Raw genomic sequence first — 16260 nt, forward strand, 5'->3', positions numbered from 1 at the left:
TTTCTCCGTCCAGGCAAACCACACAACCAACCAGGAGTCATTGATCCATGCGAGTGGACATCAAGCAGCTGCGCCAGGCCCGCGCCAATAAAGCAAGGGAAGGCAAAACCGCGCTCGAGCAGCTCAACGCGCTGCAGGGCAAGGCCAATCCGACCGAGGCCGAGACCACGCAGGTCGGCGAGCTCGAGACCAAGGTCGACGCGCTCGAGGCCGAGGTCGCCGAGTTCGACAAGCAGATCTCGGCCGAGGAAAAGAAGCTGCGCCGGACGGCACTGTTCGGCTCCTCGACCGCGCTCGGCGGTCCGGCGCTGGCGACCGTCGTCAACGACATCAATCCGGAGCGGACCGGCGGCTTCCGCAGCGTCGCGGAATTCGCGGTTTCGGTTCGCAATGCAATGACCGGCGGCGGCCTCGATCCGCGCCTCGGTGCGGCGCCGACCAATTTCCAGCAGAACCAGGACGGCAGCGGCGAGGGCTTCCTGGTGCCGACCGAGTACCGCGAGCAGATCTGGGCGCTCGTTTTCGACGACCAGAACCTGCTCGGCTTCTGCAATCCGGAGCCGACGCAGGGCAACTCGATCGCGATCGCAAAGGACGAGACCACGCCCTGGGGCGCCTCCGGCGTCCAGGCGGCCTGGCGCTCGGAGGGCACGCAGCTGATCGCGACCAAGGCTGCGGCGACCGGCGAGATCATCCAGCTGCATGAGCTCTACGCCTTCGTGCTGGCGTCGCAGGAGGTCCTCGACGATGCGCCGCGGCTGCAGAACCGGATCTTTAACCAGGCTGCCAACGCGATCCGCTGGAAGGCTTTCGAGGCCGTCATGACCGGCGACGGCAAGGGCAAGCCGCTCGGCTTCATGAACGCGCCGGCGCTGGTGACCGTCGCAAAGGAGGGCGGGCAGGCGGCCGACACGATCAACGTCGCGAACGTCCTCAAGATGTATTCGCGTCTGCTGCGGATGGGCGGCCGGCCGATGTGGCTCGGCAATTCCGACATTCTGCCGCAGCTCGGTCAACTGACGATCGGCAACGTGCCGGCCTGGCTGCCGCTGAATCAGCCGCTCGCCGGCGCGCCGGATGGCGGCGTTTTCCTCGGCCGTCCGCTGATCTTCAACGAGCATAGTGCGACGCTCGGCGACCTCGGCGACCTGATCCGCCAGGGCGACCGGCATGTCATCCTGTTGAATGATCCCTCGGCGGCAGTGCCGGACGGTAAGGTTGCCTTGTCGACCATGCTGCCGCTGACGGATCGAGATTTCCTGGTGATCGCCGGCGCCGAGGTCAGCATCAAGGGCGTCGACGACGCGACCAGGCGCGTCCAGGGCCAGATCATCGCTTTCGAGAGTCAGGTCCGCGGCTGATGGGCAAGGTATTCGACGAGGCCGACTATCAGCGCAGGCTCGACGCTGCGCGCAATGGGATCTCGACCAGTGAGGAGGCCCGTTTCGTCATCACGGGCGACCTGGCCGGCCTCAACGCGCGCAAGGCGTTCCAGGAGGCGAAAGAGCGGGCGCTGATGAAGGCGCGTGCCAAAATGCTGCAGCGTATCGACCAGGAGATGACCGATCGCGACCGCGACGGCGTTTTGCCGACAGAGGTCGAGGAGATCGTCACAGGCCCGCATGACGAGATCGTCTCGGTCGATGGCTGATGCGAATCGTTTTTCGCTACCTGGCGATGCAAGACATCGTCGATTTCGCGCTCGAGACGTTGCGAGAGCGATCGCCGGTCGGATCTGTCGACGATCCGCATCCCGGTCTCTACCGCGATAGCCACACGGTTTTCCTAAATGGTCATGTCGTCAGCGACGTTTCGGCATTCCGGCGCGGCGACCAGATCAATATCTCCAACCCGGTCCCTTACGCGCGCAAGATCGAGATCGGCCGGATGAAAATGAAGGTCGAGCCGAAGGTCTACCAAGAAACTGCGCTGCTCGTCGCTGCGCGGTTCGGCAATCGCGCCGCGGTGAAATTTACGTTCATGCCGGTCCGGTTCGGTGACGTCGCGGCCTATGCCGCCTTCTCGCAGCAGATCAAGGCCGGCCGGCGCCACATGTCGGACAAGGCGCGCCAGGACTGGCTCGTCCGGCAGCCGGCCCTCGAGATCCGGGCACGCTAGAGGTTATTCCATGGCTGATTATGCCGGCGCCGTCGCCGCGATGCGGGCGCGCTATGTAGACGGCTTGACGGCGGCGCCGAGCTCGTTCCAGAATGAAGATTCGCCGCAAACACCCTGGCCGCCGCAGGGCACGCCCTGGTGCTATTTCGAGGTCGTCGAGACCCTGCGGCGCAAGCGCGGCGTCGGCACGCCAGGCAACCAGACCTGGCTAATCACGGGCAACATCTTCGTGCATGTATTCGTGCCTAAGGGCTACGGGTTCGCCGCGCATCTCGCGCTCGCCGGCCAGGCCGGTGACCTCTTCAAGGATGCGACGTTCTACAACGCCGAGCCCGGCGCCTGCGTGCGCTGCTGGGGCGAGAACGGCGAGGGGCCGACCGTCCAGGGCGGCGACAGCGCCTCCGACGACGGCAACTGGTTCGGCCTGGTCGTCGTGATTCCTTTCCAGTTCTTTTTCATCGGCTGATCCAAACGGGAGACTGATCGCATGGTCTATCAAAGCAATTCCGCCGGCCGCGTCGCCTACAAGGCGCAGGCTGGCCTCGGCCAGATCGCCGCGGGCGGCGCCGGCGCTACTGTGCTGCCGATCTCCGGCGGTCCAGGTGCCAAGCTGTCGAAAGCTGCCACGGAATCGCAGACGATCCGCAACGACGGCATGTCGATCCGCGGCCGTCACGGCACGCAGAAAACCTCGTCGAGCTACAACGCTGAAATGTGGCTCGGCTCGCATGACGCGATCCTCGAGGCGATCATGCGCGGCACTTGGGATGCGGCGCCCCTTAGCAAGACGCAGGCCGATTTCACGTCATTGACGACGGCCGCGGACGGCATCGTTTTCGCCAACGGCTCGCCGATCGACATGGGCTTTAAGGTCGGCGATATCATCCGCGCCACCAATCTGCCGGACGCCGGCAACAATGCTCGCAATCTGCGGATCTCCGCGCTCTCCGCGAACAAGATCACGGTGCCGGAGACGCTGATCGCCAATGCAGCGCCGGATACGAATTGCACGATCACGCGGCCAGGCAAGCGCCTGGTCAACCCGGCCGCGCTGGTCCGGCGCTATTTCGGGATCGAGGAATTCGAGAGCGACATCGGCAAGGCGACCGTCCTCGACGATTTCGTCTGGGGCACGGGCAAATTCTCGATGGCACCGAACGGGATCATCACGTTCGATCCCGGCGGCATCGGGACCGGCAAGATCCGGCCATTGGAGGCCGCATACTTCACCAACCCGGCGGAGACGGCCGGGACGCCGTTCGCCGTCGTCGACGCGACGATCCGGCTCGGCGGCGTCGACCTGGTCGAGCTGACCTCGTTCGATCTGTCGCTGGATATCCAGCCGAGCGCGCCGGATGCGTTCGGCTCCGGCAACATCAAGTATGCGCCGGACGTGTTCACGGGGCCGCTGCGGGTTTCGCTCAACCTGACCATGCTGCGCAAGGATCTGCAGCTGCTGGCCGATTTCGTCAGCGAAACGCAGTATTCCCTCAACATCCTGGCCGTCGACAACATGAGCGAGCCGAAAGACTTCATGTCGATCACGGTGCCGAATTTCACGCTCGGCGGCGTCGATCCGTCGGCGCTTTCCAAGCAGGGCGGCGGTCGCACGCAGACGATCACGGTCCCGCCGGCGCTGGTCGGCATCGATACCTCGGCGACCGGCAATAACAGCATGATCTCGTTCCAGACTACCGCAGCGTAGCGTTTGAGTGATCGGCGCCGACCATAGGCCGATGGAATGTTCTCGCGAGAACCGGCCGCAGGGTTGTCGGACCCTGCGGCCAACCTTTCCGACAAAAGGCAACCCGACATGACTGAATCAACTGCAATCCTCGATCTCTCCGCGCATTTGCCCGTCGACACGTTCAAGCTGCAGATCCGCAAGCCTGGCACGGATACGCCGATCGGCTGGGTGATCGAGCTCGCCGGACCTGCGCATCCGCAGACGATCGCGCTCAACAATGAATCGACCCGCGACGCGATCGAGAAGGAGAAGGCGATCGAGTTCGCGCAGGTCAACGGCCGCAAATGGAAAACCGAGGATGAGACGGTCGCCGATCGGCGCCGGCAGAACGTAACAAAGGTTTGCCGCCGGATCGTCGGCTGGTCGCCGAATCCAACGTTCACGACGGTTTCGCCAGATCCCATCCCGTTCATGCTCGAGAGCGCGGTCAATCTGTTCCTGCGGCCGGAGCTCGGCAGTTTCTTCGTCCAGGTCACTGAGTACCTGACGAGCGAGCGGGCTTTTACGAGGCCCTCAAGTCAGACTTGAGGGCATACGCCGAGCGCAGTTTCCTGCTGTCCTCGAGGGCCGGCGACGCCGGCGAGAGCTATCGCCAGGTCCTCGAGGGCCTCCTGCTTAGAACGCGCGATCCAAAGCGCAGGGCCGAGCGGGAAGCGATCCTAAAGGTCCCGCCGATACCGCGGGGCCTGCTTTATCTCTGGCGCATCTATGACCGGATCCGCCGGCGCAAGGGCGGCAACGGTTTCGCGCTGTCGCCGCTGGAATGGCAAGACATCGACGCTTTCCTGCGTCGGACGCAAACCGACCTGGCTCCATGGGAGCTCGAGATCATCGAAATGTTGGATGATCTCTATCTGGTCGATTACTCAAAACTGCAGGTGGATTGATGGCCGACCAGGTCGTGACCGAGCTCGTTATCGACGCGAATACGCAAGGCGCGGCCGATTACGAGCGGGCAATGGACAGTGCCGCCGGCGCCGCGCAACGCGGCACGGATGCGGCGACGGATTTTAACGTCGGCCTGATCGCGCTCGGCGCCGGTGCGGTCGCTGCGGCGGCGACGGTCAACAAGGCGCTGGATTATGTCGTCAGCTTTAACAAGTCGCTCGCCGACATGGGGGCGCTTGCCGATCGCGTCGGCCTGTCGCTCAAGGATCTGCAGGGCGTCCAGTTCGGCGGCCAGATCGCAGGGCTGACCGAAAGCCAGGTCAACGCCGGGCTAGAGAAGTCCGCGCAGCTGCTCAATGACGCGCAGCGCAATGCTAATTCGCTGTCGAAAGAGTTCGATGCGAACGGCGTCAGCCTGCGCAACGCAAACGGGCAGCTGATTAGCCAAAACCAGCTGCTGCAGATCGCGGCCGACCTGGTCAGCCGCGCACGCAATCCGCAGGACGCGACCGCGATCGCGCAAATGCTCGGCTTTGCCAAGGAATGGGTGCCGCTGCTGCAACAGGGCACCGGCGCGATGGCGGATCTCGGCAACCAGGCGCAGGCCGCCGGCGTCGTCATCGACGACGAGACGGTGAAGCGCGCGGCCGATTTCGATGCGCAGTGGCGCAAGAGCTCGATCCAGTGGTCGCTCTACATGAAAGAGGCTGCCGCAGGCCTGCTGCCAGTCATGGATGACCTGATCGAGCGGGCCGCCAAGTTCTTCAAGTCGCTCGACCGTGACTCGATCGAGAAGGCCGCAAGCGAGCAGCTCAGCGCCTTGTCCAACAGTGTCGGCGGTCCTAACGCAGATCAAACGGTCGGGCTTAGGATCGATATCACGCCGGAGGCAAAGCAGGCGGTCGACGAGCTCTCGAATGCCGGCTCGCTGTGGGACGGCTGGGTTAAGCTGCTCGGCATCGTTTCCGCCAACCAGCCGTTAGCCAACATCAGGACGCTCTCGCCTGATGAGATCAAGTGGTACGCCGGGACCGGCTCCTCGATCTCCGACACAAGCAACGCGCAGAGCGATTGGGCCTGGCAGAACCAGGCTGCATCGCTCAAGTCGATGCAGGCAGGCCTGAACGGCCTGCAGTTCGGTTCGCGGTCTAACGTCGCATCGAAGGACGCGGCGGATGATCCGGTCGATCGCGCGATCAATACGCTGCGTCGTCATACCGAGACGCAGGAGGCCGATACCAGGGCAGTCGGCCTCGGCGATGCCGCGCTCGCGGCCTTCCGTGCGACGGCCGCCGAGACCTCGGCAGTGCAGGCCAACGGCGGTAAGGAAACCGCCGGCCAGGCGGCGCGGTTCGCGGATCTGCGCGATCGCGCCGCGGCGGCTGCTGACGCCCTGGCGCGGGCCAAGGTGAGCTCGCAGATCGATTTCAGCAGTAAGACGGCTTTCCTGTCCTCCGACGACGTCGCGATCGCGACGCAGCTCAAGGGGATCTATGGCAATGACGTTCCGGCAGCGTTGGACAGCACGTATGCCGCTGCGATCCGGACCAACAATGCCTTCAAGGGGATTTCGGGGGCGATCGAGAGCGACCTGGTCAACGGCCTGGCCGATATCAGCACGGGCGCAAAGTCGGCCGGGCAGGGCTTTGCCGATATGTCGAACCAGATCATCCGCGCGATCGAGCAGATGATTATCAAGATCACGATCGTCGAGCCGCTGATGCGGTCGCTGCAATCGGCAGCCGGCGGCCTCGGCGGGTTTTCGATCGGCGGCGCGTCCGCCGGCAGCGCGTCGTCGACTGGCTTTACGGGCGGCCTCGGCGGCCTCTACCACACGGGCGGCATCATCGGCTCGGAGCCGACGTCGATGCGTTACATTCATTCGGCGTATTTCGACGACGCGAAGCGTTTTCATAGCGGCGGCATCGCCGGCAACGAGGTCCCGATCATCGCACAGCGCGGCGAGGGCGTCTTTACGCCAGGCCAGATGGCTGCGCTCGGAGCTGCCGCCGGCGCCGGCGGCGGCCGTTCGCCGCAGGTCACTATTAACAATTACACGGATGGGACGCCCAGCGTCGAGCAGGCGCCGAACGGCGACATCACGGTGACGTTGCGCAAGATGGTCGACGGCGCGGTCGGCGACTCGCTGTCGACCGGCACTGGCCGGCGCGTGCTCGGCGACCAGTACGGCGTCAAACCGTTCACGGGGCAATAAGCCATGGCCTTGCCGGCATTTCCGATCGCAAACGCCGTTATCCTCAAAGACGGTTTCAATCTGCAGCGCGCGCGAGATCCGATCGCGACCGATATGGAGCAAGGCAACGTGCGCCAGCGTCCGCGACCTGGCGACAATGTCGGCACTGTGACGCAGACGGTCCGTTTCTACACGGCTGACTATGATACTTTCGTCGAGTGGGTTAAGACGACGCTCAATCTCGGATCGGCTCGTTTCACAATCGATGTTTGGCTCGGAACGTCACTGGTCAACAAGGTCTGCCAGTTCGTCAAGCCAGGCAGCAGCCTGGTTGCGAGCTGGCCGAATCCCGGCCAGGTCGACGTTCGCATGACCTTGCGGGTTTACGACGTCTAGCCATGCCAACGTTTACTGACTCCTGGCTCGAGGCCTGCGCCTCCTGTCCGCCGAGCTCGCGTACCTATTACACGCTCGAGCTCTGGCAATCCTCGTTTGATGTGCCGGCGCGCATCGTCGCCAATGTCGGCGATGACATGGCTTTCGGGATCGAGGCCAGTGCGGCGCGCAACGCCGGCGAGACCGTGAAGTTCATCGCCTGTCCGCTCGAGGCCGGATACCCGGAACAGAGCGCAGGAAAGCCGCCTTCGACAAAAATCAAGGTCGACAACGTCGCGCGCGAGCTGGTGCCGAAGATCCGCACGGCGCAGGGGGCGCGCGAATATATCCAGGTCATCTATCGCGAGTATTGCACGCCGGATCTGTCAGAGCCGGCCTATGGGCCGGTCGAGTTTGAGCTGCGCAACGTCGTCATGGTCGGCGCTTCGCTGACCGGCGAAGTCATGGTCAAGAACCTGCAGAACAAGCGGTTTCCGCGCATTACCAAGAATTACGACTATGTCCAGTTCGCGAGCCTGCTGCCGTGAAGGCGCTTTAAACGTCCGATTGAGAATTCTTCATTGTGAGCTCGACCTCGTCTGCCAGCGAGCGGTGATGGGCAGCCAGCTTGGCGAACAAGACTTTCTTCCTCTGATCGGTTGCGAGTTTACTGATGAGTTCGCACTCCTCCTCTTCGACCCGAAGCTTTTCCAAATAGGCCGCCATTTCCTTCATCGGATTAAATGCCTGTCCACGGGAACGCCGGCTAGAGCAGCCTGTCGGTAAGCGGCCCCAGCAACCTTGGGGGCATGGGAGGCTGGCTGCTGGGGCCATCTACCGGCCCGGTGGAGCGGGGCCAGGTGGCGGTCTACAGCAGGTACATCGCGATGCCGATAATCGCGAGCGGGCTCAGCCCGAAAAGAACGATGCAAACGCTTCCAAGTATGCCATTGCCCATGGACACCAACTCCTGCGTTAAAAGTTGAGGCTACCCCCGAAGGGCTCGGTAGGCCAGTGCAGTTTCTGCCTCCGAGACGGAACAGAAATCATCAGTGAGAACAATGATCCAACCCGCGCGTTCGGCGCTCCTGTCGCCGTTAATTGGCGAGCCGTGGGCCTGGCAAGCGCGCAACTGCTGGGATTTCGCCTGCCATGTCGAGCGCGAGCTGTTCGGCCGCGAGCTGCCGCAGATCCCGGTCCCGGCCGAATTCAGCCGGCGCTGGGTGCTCGACGAGTTTGAGGCGCATCCGGAGCGGGCGCGCTGGAGCGAGGTCGAAGACGGTCCCGGCGGGCTGGTGATGGCCGCTGACGGCGCCCTGGTGCTGATGGCCCATCTGCGCTTTCCCGCTCATATCGGCGTCTGGCTGCGGCCGGAACAGCGCGTCATCCATTGCGACAGCAAGACTGGCGTCGCCTGCGAAACCACGCTCGCGCTGCGCCAGATGGGCTGGAAAAAGCTGCGCTTCTTTGAGCCGATGGGGGAAACAGGTGGTTGATATCACGGAGCTGTATTTTGTCGCGCGGACCGACGTCACAGGCGACGAGGGCCTGCAGCGGGTTTTCGGCGTGTTCGATACCGAGGACCTGGCGGCTGCCGCCGGGACCGAGATCGCCGCGTCGCATCACGGTCAATTCAAGGTTTTCAGGGCGCGCGCCGTGCTCGCCTTCACCAAGCCGGCCGCGCCGGTCCAGGTGGTCCAGGTCAACTATATGCTCGGTCAGCCGCTGACCGTGAAAGCCGGCTGACTGCCCCATGGACGGATCTGTGAAACCGTCGTCTCGAGCTCGATCGAGCTCGCCCTCGAGCTCGCCCTCGAGCTCGCGCCGGCGTCGCCGGGGCGGCGCCGAGGCCGCGCGCCAACCTGTCCTGCATCTGGTGATGCCGGGCCTCGAGGTCGCGCGCGCCGAACCGCGCGCCAATGAGACGATCTCGGTATTCCTGCGCCGCGCCGGATGGGCCGGGCGCGATCGCCAGTATGGCTGGCGGTTCAAGGGCGACCTACCGACCATTGTCACGATCAACGGCGAGCCGGTGCTGCGCGAGGACTGGCGGCGCCGGCGCATCGGCTCGGCCGACGTCGTTCGCTTCATTTCCCGACCGCTCGGCAGTGGCGGCGGAGGCGGTGCAAAGCAGGTGATCGGCCTGCTCGCGCTGGTCGCCGTCAGCGCCTTTGCGTTCGGCGCGCCGGCGCTGCTCGGTCTGACGGCCGGTTCGTTCGCCGCGATCGCGACCACGGCGGCGATAACCGTCGCCGGTTCGCTCCTGGTCAACGCCCTGGTGGCGCCGAAAGCCGGCGCGACCAATACGCCGACCTCGACGCAGGACCAGATCTATTCCGTCGCGGCGACGGGCAACGTCGCCAAGCTCGGCCAACCCTTGCCGGTCTGGTATGGCCGCCTAAAGGACTATCCAGACTTCGCCGCGACGCCCTGGAGCGAGTTCGTCGCCAACGACCAGTACCTCAACGTGCTGCTGTCGCCGACGATGGGCAGCTTGGAATATGAGGCAGTCTATGTCGACGATACCATCCTCTGGGATTCGGTGAACGGGCTGTCGGCGACATTCGCCGGCGCCGAGATCGCGTTCTATGAGCCTGGTGCGCCGGTCACGCTGTTTCCGACCAACGTCGACCAGTCGGCCGAGGTCTCCGGTCAGCAGCTGCCATCCGGCGGCGGCTTTTTCGGCGGCGCGTACATGGGCGGCGAGGCGGTGTCGCCGGGCGCCTGGCTGGGGCCGTTCGTTGCAAACCCTGCCGGCACGCAGGCGCAGGCCGTCGCGCTCGATTTCGTCTTTCCGGCCGGCTGCTTCACCTACAACAAAGACAACGGCAACATTGGCTATGCGACGGTCGGCGTAACGGCGGAATATGCGACCTGCGACGACGCCGGCGCGCAGACCGGACCGTTCTCGACGCTGTTCTCGATTACGCGCTCCTATGCGTCGCAGTCTCCGATCCGCGACAGCGTCAAGACCAACCTGCCGGCAGGTCGCTGTCTGGTGCGCTTTCGCCGCGAGGACGCCGAGCTCTCCGGCAGCAGCGGCGCCAATGCTGTGATCTGGGCTGGCCTGCGCTCGTTCCTCAAGGGGAATAATTCCTTTGCCGACGTGTCGACGATCGCGATCCGCCTCAAGGCATCGCAGTCGACGCAGGGCGCCTATAAGTTCGGCGTCCTCGGCACGCGCAAGCTGCCGGTCTGGAACGGCGCGGCCTTCGTGACGCAGGCGACGCGCAATCCCGGATGGGCCTTCCTGGACGCCGCGATCAATGCGCAATACGGCTCCGGCGTCTCGGTCGCCAAGAGTGATTTCAACGCGATCGTTAATTTCGCCGGCGGCTGCGATAGCCGCGGCGACACGTTCGATTATCGCTTTACGACGGCCGTCGCCGTGCCGGATGCCTTTGACAAGATCCTCGGCGCAGCGCGTGCAAAGCATTTCTGGCTCGGCGACACGATCTCGGTCGTGCGCGACGAATGGCGCGACGTGCCGACCATGATGCTGACCGATCGGGAGATCGCGCGCGATACCACGCAGGTCACGTTCACCATGCTCGGCGATGAAGATCCGGACGCGGTCGTCATCGAATATGTCGACGAGAATACCTGGCTGCCGGCGCGGGTGCAGTATCCGCCGGAGGGGCCGACCTTTGCCTCGGCCTATGCCGAGACCAAGCGGATCGATGGCATCGTCAACCGCGACCAGGCCTTCCGGGAGGCCGCTTTCCTGTATCTGCAATCGATCTATCGCCGCGAGAATGTGCAGCTGCAGACCGAATATGAGGGCAGGGCGATCACGTTCGGCTCGGTCGTGCGCGTCCAGTCTGAGCTGCCGATGGCCTATGGTTACGGCGGCGCAGTTACTGAGGTCGCCGATCGCACGCTGACGCTCAACCCGGCGCCGGTCTGGGACAGCGGGCCGTTTTATCTGCGCCTGCGCCGTCCGACGGGCAAATCATTCGGGCCTGTCCTTTGCTCCGAGGGCGGAGATTCGTCGCTGGCGGTGCTCGACGCTGCGAGCCTGGCCGCGGCCGAGGCCGCGCAGGCGACGACGCTCGCGGCCGTCCTGGCGCGCGAGGACGGCGGCGAAGATCCGTCATTTGAGCTCGGTACGGGCGTGAGCCAGTCGCGGCTCTGCGTCGTGCTGAGCGGCGCGCCCAGCGGCGACAAATGCACGCTTAACCTGGTCGTCGATGACGAGCGCGTCCATGCGACGGATCTCGGCTCGCCGCCAATCCTTCCTAGCTGGCAATTCCCTGCCAATGGCAAGGTGCCGCTAATCGTCGCGCTGAACGCCAGGTTCGGCCAGGGCACGGCCGAGCCGAAACTGTCTGCGAGCTGGTTCCCGGCCGCCGGCGCGCTCTACTACATTGCCGAGGTCTCCTATGACAGCGGCGTGTCATGGGCGCAGTGTTACGAGGGCGTCGATAACAAATTTGATGCAGTCGTTACGCTGGCGGCGCTGCGGCTGCGCGTCCAGGCGGTCGGCGCCGTTCGCGGGCCTTATTCGGCCGTCGACCTCGAGGCGCCGACGATCGAGATCTCGCCGGGCATCGTCGCGCTGAATTCGCTGGTTGCGGGGATCAAATACAACATCACGCAGCTGCAGGACTACAAGGCTGACGAGATCAACAATCTGATTCAGCAGCTCGCCTCGGCCGTCTCGGATGCCGTGGTTCGCAATCCGCTCGACAAGCAGGAGCTGCGCTCGCAGATCCAGTCGCGATCGGATGCGGCCTTTGCAGAAATTAGCAGCGTTTCGCAGGTGCTGACCGACGCCAACAGCGCGCTCGGCGTGCGCGTCGATACCGTGCAGACCGAGCTCGGTCCGGGGTTTTCCAGCGTCCAGACGGTCGTGAAATCGTTCACAGATCGAGACGGCAGCCTGGCGCAATACAAGCTCGACGTTGCCGCGACATTCGGGACGTCCTTCTCGACCGTCAGCAGTGTCTCGACGGCGGTCGCCGGCATCGGCGCGCAATACTCGGTCACGCTGAATACCAACGGTTACGCGACCGGCTTTAGCCTGATTAATGGCGGCGCAGGCGTCTCGACCTTCACCATTGTCGCCGACAAATTCCAGATCCAGCTGCCGGGCTACAATGGCAGCGCGCCGATCCCGATGATGACGGTCGGCACGATCAACGGCGTCGCCGCGGTCGGCCTCAACGGCGCGAATATGTTCCTCGACGGAACGCTCAACGCGCGGTCGATCGTCGCCGGCTCGATCAACACGGTGCAGCTCGCGGTCAATGGCGTCGACATCACCAATCTGATCGCCGGCGCCGCGACCGCGCAAGCTTCGCAGCCTTACAGCGGCGCGATCATCGGCGGCAACGTGAACAATCCATCGGTGACGCTCAACGTCAAATCCGGAACGGCAACCTTCTGGTGGATCGCCGACAGCATGTCGGTCAGTAACTCGGGCGCGTTCAACTATGCCACGGTCTATCTCAAGGTTGACGGCGCAACAGTGAGGACGTGGCAGTTCGGCGTTCCACAGGGCGGTATCCAAACCGTGTTCACGATGTGCGCCGAGATCCAGGGGCTTTCGAGTGGAAACCACACGTTCTCGCTCGATTACGCCGGCGGCGGCCTGACCATGGGCTCTCCGCAGGGCAGCGGCATGCTGCGCGTCCAGGATCTGCGTCGCTAAATTCAAGACATAGGGAAATTGTGAAATGACGGCGTTCGGGAGCTATTCCACGGGCACGGTTTCGATCGCGAATGGCGTGGCGGTTGTGTCCGCCGGCGGCGGCGCGGTCTGGTCCGAGACCAACGCGCGCGGGGGCGACATCATTTTTATCGACGGCGGCGCCGGGATCGAGATCAAGGATATTGATATCGATGCGCAGCAGGTCTCGCTCTGGACGCCCTGGACCGGCGGAAACAAGGTCAACGTCGCCTATACGATCGTCTGGCGATCGCCGCAGCGCTATGCCGGCGCCAGGGCGATGCAGGATGTGCAGACGCTTGTCGCGGCATTCCAGACGCAGGGCTTCTATATCTTCGTTCCGAGCAGCGCGACCGTGCCTGATCCGTCCTATGGCGACGACGGGCAATATGCATTCCAGGCGTCGACAGGAAAGCTCTGGATCAAAGACGCCGGCGCCTGGTCCTTCCTCGGCGTTTACAAAAGCCTCGGCTCGCCGGCGCCTTACGACAACGCGAAAACCTACAACCTGATGGATGTCGCCACGATCAGCGGCTCGTCCTACGTCTGGATCAACCTCGCGCCGGGGTCGGGCCTCGCGCCGCCCAACGCGACCTATTGGGCGCTGCTCGCCAGCAAGGGCGACCAGGGACCGCAGGGCATTCAGGGGGCGGGCTACGGCGGAACATCGACGACGTCGCTCACGATCGGCACGGGCGCGCAAGCGTTCACGACGCAGGCCGGCTTGGCTTACCAAAACGGCGCGCGTGTTCGTGCGAGCTCGACGGCCAATCCGTCGAATTGGATGGAGGGCCTCGCGACCTATGCCGGCACGACGCTGACGATCACAGTCGACAAGACCAACGGCGCCGGCACGATCGCGAGCTGGAATTTCAACATCGTCGGCCAGCCTGGCGCCGGCGATCTGAGCTCGGCGAACAATCTCTCCGATGTGGCAAACCCTGCGACGGCGCGCCTCAATCTCGGCATCCGCCAGGTGATCGATTTGAGCGGTCCAGGCTGGGACTTCAACGCCGTTACGAATACCGGCAGCTATCAGGTCAGCAACACGACAAACACAAACGCGCCGTTCGCTGGCGCGCTGTGGTACCTCGAAGTGCTGGCCTATAGTCTCGCAGGTTATGTCGAGCAGCGCGCAGTTGTCCTCAACGGCACGCCTACCAATACGCAAACCTATTTCAGGGTGCAGCAGGCCGGCACCTGGTATCCGTGGCGCCTGTTGCTTGCACATGACGACAACCTGGCCGCTCTGGCGAACAAGGCTACCGCCAGGACAAACCTCGGCGCGGTCGGCCGGCTCAACCTGCTGCGGTTCACGGCGTCAGGCACATACAATTCGTCCGCGAATATCATCGGTGCACTGGTTGAAGCGCTCGGCGGGGGCGGCGCCGGCGGCGGCGTTTCGCCGAATTCGTCTTATGTGCTCGCGGGGCCTGGCGGCGGCGCCGGCGGAAGGTCGCTCCGATGGCTGACAGCCGCGCAGCTCGGCGCCGCACAGACGGTTGCGATCGGCGCCGGCGGAGCGGGCAACTCCGCCGGCGCCGGCGGCACGGGTTCGCCGACGAGCCTGGGATCGCTCGTCGTCGCTGCCGGCGGTCTCGGAGGCGGCGCCATGTCGACCGGCTCGGTTGGCGCGCCAGGTGGCGGCGGCACCATCACGACAGGCGATTATGGCTTTACGGGAAACACGGGAGACAACGGCCACTATCAGCAGATGGCCTCGACGACAAACATCATCGTCGGCAAGGGCAAGGGTGCTGATAGCCCGTATGGCAGCGGCGGCGTCGGGATCATGGGCAACGCAACGGCCTATCAATCGAACGGGAACGCGGCAACCGGGTTCGGCGCCGGCGGCGGCGGCGGTCTCTCCAACCAGTCGGCCGCGTCCAACATTGCCGGCGGCGCGGGCTCGTCCGGCTTAATCAACATCTGGGAGTTTCTCGCACAATGATCGGTTACATTCTCGACGCGCAGGGAAGCATTGTCAGCGCGCTTGTGTTCGACGACGAGCCTGCGGAGTTCACGCCGCCAGACGGCCACACGCTCGTCATGGGCGGAGAGTACGCGATCGGCGGCACGCTGGTCGGCGGCGTGTACTCGCCGCCGGGGCCGCCGGCAGCTGATCCGCTGCCGCCTCCGCCTCCGCCGGATTCCTGCACCAAGCTCGGCCTGAAACGCGCCTTTGATGAGCTCGGCAATTGGGCCACGGTCAAGGCCGAGATCGCGGCGGATGCGGCCGTCCAGGAGGAATGGGATCTCGCGACCGAGATCCGGCGAGCTGATCCTCTGGTGCAGCACATGATCGCGGTCGTCGACCTCTCCGACGAGCAGGTCGACCAACTGCTGATTCGCGCGAACACCCTGGTCTAACCGGGCGGCGTGCGGCCCCTGCGCGGATATCGACACGCGCCCGCAACCAAAGTCGTATTTCTTAGCGGGCATCGGCCTATCCAATGCTCCGTTCAGTCATGCTGCTGACGCAATCTCTGCGTTAGTTGGTGAGAACTAAGAACACTGTGCGGGGGGCCGCCCTGGTTCCCTCATCGGTTCCGTCGCCACGATCGGCACGAATCCGCAAAAAATTGGCGCAAGTTCGAGAACGCCTCCGCGTTCGTTTGGCCATGTTTTGCGGCATCGGGAACCGAACAATCGAAAACAATCAGTCAAGGAGTTATGAATGCTGTTTCGATCGAGCGCCGCAACTTGCGGCGCCGTAGTCGCGTTTGCCGTTTCCGTAACCGTTGCTCGAAGTGAAATCGAAGCAGTTCATTCTAGCGCCGTCGTCAATGATGCTTGTGGGGATGCGATCGTTGGCGCTGCATCAATGTACAACCCGTTCCGGCCCGGATCGCAGGAGGGCGGCCCGAACACAGCCTCCGGCGAGCGCTATGATCCCTCCGTCTGGGCGGCTGCCATCAAGACGAGCTTGCGTCAGAAATTTGGTGGGGTCCAATATGGCGCGAGGCCGAAGTATGCCCTCGTTGAGGCTGTAGGCAAGAAGGTCATCGTCAAGATAAATGACGTGGGGCCACTAACGCCTGGTCGCGTCATTGACCTCAATGAGCAGACTATGCGCTATTTCGATCCAAGCCTGCAGCTCGGGGTGATTCATGGCGTAACAGTTAGGCCGCTGTCCGGCGACTATTGGATCCCCGGACCGGTTGGCTGAACATCGCTCGCGAAAGAGGTATAGGTAGAGCACGGCCCCTCCTGGACGGTGGGAACGCCTCGATGGCCTGCTCGCTACTGCATCTTTGAGACGATGCT

Annotated in this window: 17 protein-coding genes; 16 read left to right on the forward strand and 1 reads right to left on the reverse strand. The window is 63.9% G+C overall.

From position 1 onward, the window contains the following. Positions 1 to 47: 47 nt before the first annotated feature. The 10 genes from HAP54_RS36440 to HAP54_RS36485 all read left to right on the forward strand — a co-directional run bounded on the left by HAP54_RS36440 (position 48) and on the right by HAP54_RS36485 (position 7870). Positions 48 to 1361, forward strand: coding sequence for a phage major capsid protein (locus tag HAP54_RS36440; RefSeq protein WP_166295318.1), 1314 nt, complete (start codon positions 48 to 50; stop codon positions 1359 to 1361). Beyond that, on the forward strand, positions 1361 to 1651 hold the full coding sequence (locus HAP54_RS36445; RefSeq protein ID WP_166295320.1) for a hypothetical protein: 291 nt from the start codon (positions 1361 to 1363) through the stop codon (positions 1649 to 1651). Before HAP54_RS36440 ends, HAP54_RS36445 begins: the two co-directional genes overlap by 1 nt. Then, on the forward strand, positions 1651 to 2118 hold the full coding sequence (locus HAP54_RS36450; protein ID WP_166295036.1) for a hypothetical protein: 468 nt from the start codon (positions 1651 to 1653) through the stop codon (positions 2116 to 2118). Before HAP54_RS36445 ends, HAP54_RS36450 begins: the two co-directional genes overlap by 1 nt. A gap of 10 nt (positions 2119 to 2128) precedes the next feature. Further along, positions 2129 to 2584: a hypothetical protein gene (locus HAP54_RS36455; RefSeq protein ID WP_166295038.1), complete on the forward strand. Its 456-nt coding sequence runs from the start codon at positions 2129 to 2131 to the stop codon at positions 2582 to 2584. A gap of 21 nt (positions 2585 to 2605) precedes the next feature. Next, entirely contained in the window at positions 2606 to 3823 is a 1218-nt protein-coding gene (locus HAP54_RS36460; RefSeq protein WP_166295322.1) for a phage tail tube protein, read from the forward strand. A 108-nt stretch (positions 3824 to 3931) separates the two neighbouring features. Then, positions 3932 to 4393 (forward strand): hypothetical protein, encoded by a 462-nt coding sequence (locus tag HAP54_RS36465; RefSeq protein ID WP_166295042.1) that lies wholly within the window; start codon positions 3932 to 3934, stop codon positions 4391 to 4393. Continuing rightward, positions 4390 to 4752: a phage tail assembly chaperone gene (locus HAP54_RS36470; protein WP_166295324.1), complete on the forward strand. Its 363-nt coding sequence runs from the start codon at positions 4390 to 4392 to the stop codon at positions 4750 to 4752. The genes HAP54_RS36465 and HAP54_RS36470 overlap by 4 nt, the downstream gene beginning before the upstream one ends. Continuing rightward, the gene (locus tag HAP54_RS36475) at positions 4752 to 6968 is read left to right on the forward strand and encodes a hypothetical protein (protein WP_166295326.1); all 2217 of its coding nucleotides are present in this window, start codon (positions 4752 to 4754) and stop codon (positions 6966 to 6968) included. The genes HAP54_RS36470 and HAP54_RS36475 overlap by 1 nt, the downstream gene beginning before the upstream one ends. Positions 6969 to 6971: 3 nt before the next feature. Further along, positions 6972 to 7343, forward strand: coding sequence for a hypothetical protein (locus tag HAP54_RS36480; RefSeq protein ID WP_166295328.1), 372 nt, complete (start codon positions 6972 to 6974; stop codon positions 7341 to 7343). A 2-nt stretch (positions 7344 to 7345) separates the two neighbouring features. Continuing rightward, on the forward strand, positions 7346 to 7870 hold the full coding sequence (locus HAP54_RS36485) for a DUF1833 family protein (protein WP_166295330.1): 525 nt from the start codon (positions 7346 to 7348) through the stop codon (positions 7868 to 7870). A 7-nt stretch (positions 7871 to 7877) separates the two neighbouring features. Here the strand turns inward: HAP54_RS36485 and HAP54_RS36490 are convergent, their stop codons facing one another. Further along, the gene (locus HAP54_RS36490; protein WP_312022789.1) at positions 7878 to 8048 is read right to left on the reverse strand and encodes a hypothetical protein; all 171 of its coding nucleotides are present in this window, start codon (positions 8046 to 8048) and stop codon (positions 7878 to 7880) included. A gap of 335 nt (positions 8049 to 8383) precedes the next feature. On the opposite strand from HAP54_RS36490, the gene HAP54_RS36495 reads away from it, so the two are divergent. From HAP54_RS36495 to HAP54_RS36520, 6 genes are all read left to right on the forward strand, one after another. After that, entirely contained in the window at positions 8384 to 8818 is a 435-nt protein-coding gene (locus HAP54_RS36495; protein ID WP_166295334.1) for a hypothetical protein, read from the forward strand. Further along, positions 8811 to 9068 carry a hypothetical protein gene (locus HAP54_RS36500; RefSeq protein WP_166295336.1) on the forward strand — a complete coding sequence of 86 codons (258 nt, stop codon included), beginning with the start codon at positions 8811 to 8813 and terminating at the stop codon, positions 9066 to 9068. The genes HAP54_RS36495 and HAP54_RS36500 overlap by 8 nt, the downstream gene beginning before the upstream one ends. A gap of 133 nt (positions 9069 to 9201) precedes the next feature. After that, the gene (locus tag HAP54_RS36505) at positions 9202 to 12975 is read left to right on the forward strand and encodes a host specificity factor TipJ family phage tail protein (protein WP_166295338.1); all 3774 of its coding nucleotides are present in this window, start codon (positions 9202 to 9204) and stop codon (positions 12973 to 12975) included. 25 nt (positions 12976 to 13000) lie between these two features. Next, positions 13001 to 14944 (forward strand): pyocin knob domain-containing protein, encoded by a 1944-nt coding sequence (locus HAP54_RS36510; protein ID WP_224741620.1) that lies wholly within the window; start codon positions 13001 to 13003, stop codon positions 14942 to 14944. Continuing rightward, positions 14941 to 15363, forward strand: coding sequence for a hypothetical protein (locus HAP54_RS36515; RefSeq protein WP_166204860.1), 423 nt, complete (start codon positions 14941 to 14943; stop codon positions 15361 to 15363). Before HAP54_RS36510 ends, HAP54_RS36515 begins: the two co-directional genes overlap by 4 nt. A 307-nt stretch (positions 15364 to 15670) precedes the next feature. Then, positions 15671 to 16162, forward strand: a complete 492-nt coding sequence (locus HAP54_RS36520) for a septal ring lytic transglycosylase RlpA family protein (protein ID WP_029085012.1) — start codon at positions 15671 to 15673, stop codon at positions 16160 to 16162. The last annotated feature ends 98 nt before the right edge of the window (positions 16163 to 16260 follow it).

It is taken from the genome of Bradyrhizobium sp. 2S1, from assembly GCF_011516625.5.
Taxonomy (GTDB): Bacteria; Pseudomonadota; Alphaproteobacteria; order Rhizobiales; family Xanthobacteraceae; genus Bradyrhizobium; species Bradyrhizobium septentrionale.

Bases quoted from the DNA above. Each gene is read 5' to 3' on its own strand.
- HAP54_RS36440 (WP_166295318.1), top strand. From the start codon at position 48: ATGCGAGTGGACATCAAGCAGCTGCGCCAGGCCCGCGCCAATAAAGCA.
- HAP54_RS36445 (WP_166295320.1), top strand. From the start codon at position 1,361: ATGGGCAAGGTATTCGACGAGGCCGACTATCAGCGCAGGCTCGACGCT.
- HAP54_RS36450 (WP_166295036.1), top strand. From the start codon at position 1,651: ATGCGAATCGTTTTTCGCTACCTGGCGATGCAAGACATCGTCGATTTC.
- HAP54_RS36455 (WP_166295038.1), top strand. From the start codon at position 2,129: ATGGCTGATTATGCCGGCGCCGTCGCCGCGATGCGGGCGCGCTATGTA.
- HAP54_RS36460 (WP_166295322.1), top strand. From the start codon at position 2,606: ATGGTCTATCAAAGCAATTCCGCCGGCCGCGTCGCCTACAAGGCGCAG.
- HAP54_RS36465 (WP_166295042.1), top strand. From the start codon at position 3,932: ATGACTGAATCAACTGCAATCCTCGATCTCTCCGCGCATTTGCCCGTC.
- HAP54_RS36475 (WP_166295326.1), top strand. From the start codon at position 4,752: ATGGCCGACCAGGTCGTGACCGAGCTCGTTATCGACGCGAATACGCAA.
- HAP54_RS36480 (WP_166295328.1), top strand. From the start codon at position 6,972: ATGGCCTTGCCGGCATTTCCGATCGCAAACGCCGTTATCCTCAAAGAC.
- HAP54_RS36485 (WP_166295330.1), top strand. From the start codon at position 7,346: ATGCCAACGTTTACTGACTCCTGGCTCGAGGCCTGCGCCTCCTGTCCG.
- HAP54_RS36490 (WP_312022789.1), bottom strand. From the start codon at position 8,048: ATGGCGGCCTATTTGGAAAAGCTTCGGGTCGAAGAGGAGGAGTGCGAA.
- HAP54_RS36495 (WP_166295334.1), top strand. From the start codon at position 8,384: ATGATCCAACCCGCGCGTTCGGCGCTCCTGTCGCCGTTAATTGGCGAG.
- HAP54_RS36505 (WP_166295338.1), top strand. From the start codon at position 9,202: ATGCCGGGCCTCGAGGTCGCGCGCGCCGAACCGCGCGCCAATGAGACG.
- HAP54_RS36510 (WP_224741620.1), top strand. From the start codon at position 13,001: ATGACGGCGTTCGGGAGCTATTCCACGGGCACGGTTTCGATCGCGAAT.
- HAP54_RS36515 (WP_166204860.1), top strand. From the start codon at position 14,941: ATGATCGGTTACATTCTCGACGCGCAGGGAAGCATTGTCAGCGCGCTT.
- HAP54_RS36520 (WP_029085012.1), top strand. From the start codon at position 15,671: ATGCTGTTTCGATCGAGCGCCGCAACTTGCGGCGCCGTAGTCGCGTTT.